The sequence below is a fragment of the Kitasatospora sp. NPDC093558 genome (assembly GCF_040683475.1).
GTDB lineage: Bacteria > Actinomycetota > Actinomycetes > Streptomycetales > Streptomycetaceae > Kitasatospora.
In genome coordinates this window covers 1-1,023 of the sequence record NZ_JBFBDY010001414.1, presented here as the reverse complement: position 1 = coordinate 1,023, position 1,023 = coordinate 1, and the positions used below count along the sequence as shown (strand labels likewise).

Annotated in this window: 2 pseudogenes; both read left to right on the top strand. The window is 78.2% G+C overall.

The window, feature by feature from the left end:
- Positions 1-192 (top strand): annotated as a pseudogene (locus AB0O00_RS41430) (leucyl/phenylalanyl-tRNA--protein transferase); the annotation flags it as partial.
- A gap of 130 nt (positions 193-322) precedes the next feature.
- Positions 323-1,023 (top strand): annotated as a pseudogene (locus AB0O00_RS41425) (hypothetical protein); the annotation flags it as partial.

Sequence of the window (1,023 nt, the reverse complement as noted above, 5' to 3'; positions counted from 1 at the left end):
GCCGTCGCCGACCTCGCCGCCCGCTTCGCCGCCGCCGGGGGCCGGCTCCTCGACGCGCAGTGGGACGGCCCGCACGTCCGCAGCCTCGGCGCGGTGGCGCTGCCCCGCGACCGCTACCTGGCGGAGCTCGCGGCGCCGGCGGACCTCGGCCCGCTGGCCACGGACCGGCTCCCGGCGGCCCGGCTGGGCTGAGCGGGGCTGCGTGGGGCTGACCGGGGCCGTGTGGGGCTGACTGCGGCTGAGCGGCCCTCCGTTCCGTTGTCCTTTACCCGACTTGGCCTGTCTTCGACAAAATTATTCCCCGTCAGTAACATGGCGCCGCGTGTTCAAGAGCTCGATAGGCAGGGCCGTCCGCCCTGCCCTCCTCACCCTCGTCCTGACCGGGGCCGCCGCGTGCGGGCCGACGTCCCCCGGTACCCCCCAGGCCGCCACCGAGGCGGCCTCGACCCCCGTCGCCGCCACGGCGACCGGCACCGGCCCTGCCGCTGCCGCTCCGACCACCGGTGCCCCGCGCGCCCGCACCACCACGGCCGCCGCCGCGCCCACCGCGCGCCCGTCGGCCTCCGCCACCGTCGCGGCCGCCCCGGCCGGCGCCCAGCAGGCCGCCATCGGCACGCCCGGCAAGGACGGCGGCGCCGTCACCGCCACCGCGAAGAACCTGCAGCTCACGGCGTACGACCCGGCGGGCGGCACGGCCGTCCTGTCGGCCGAGCCGGCCGGTACTTCGACCGCCTCGCCGACCGCCTCGCCGAGTGCCCCGGTGGCCGCGTCGCCGACCCCGTCCGCGAGCGCCGCCTCCGCCGTGCAGCCCGGCGCGCTGATCGCCAGCCCGCCGACCGCCGCCGCGCCCCAGGGCGCGCTCGTCGCGGTCACCGCCGTCCAGCCGGGCCCCGGCGACAGCATCAAGCTGGCCACTCGTCCGGCTACGCTCGCCGAACTGCTCGGTGGCACGGAGGCGGACGGCAAGGTCGCCGTCGACCCGCACGGCATCAAGGTCACCCCGCTGGTCAAGGACCTCAAGGC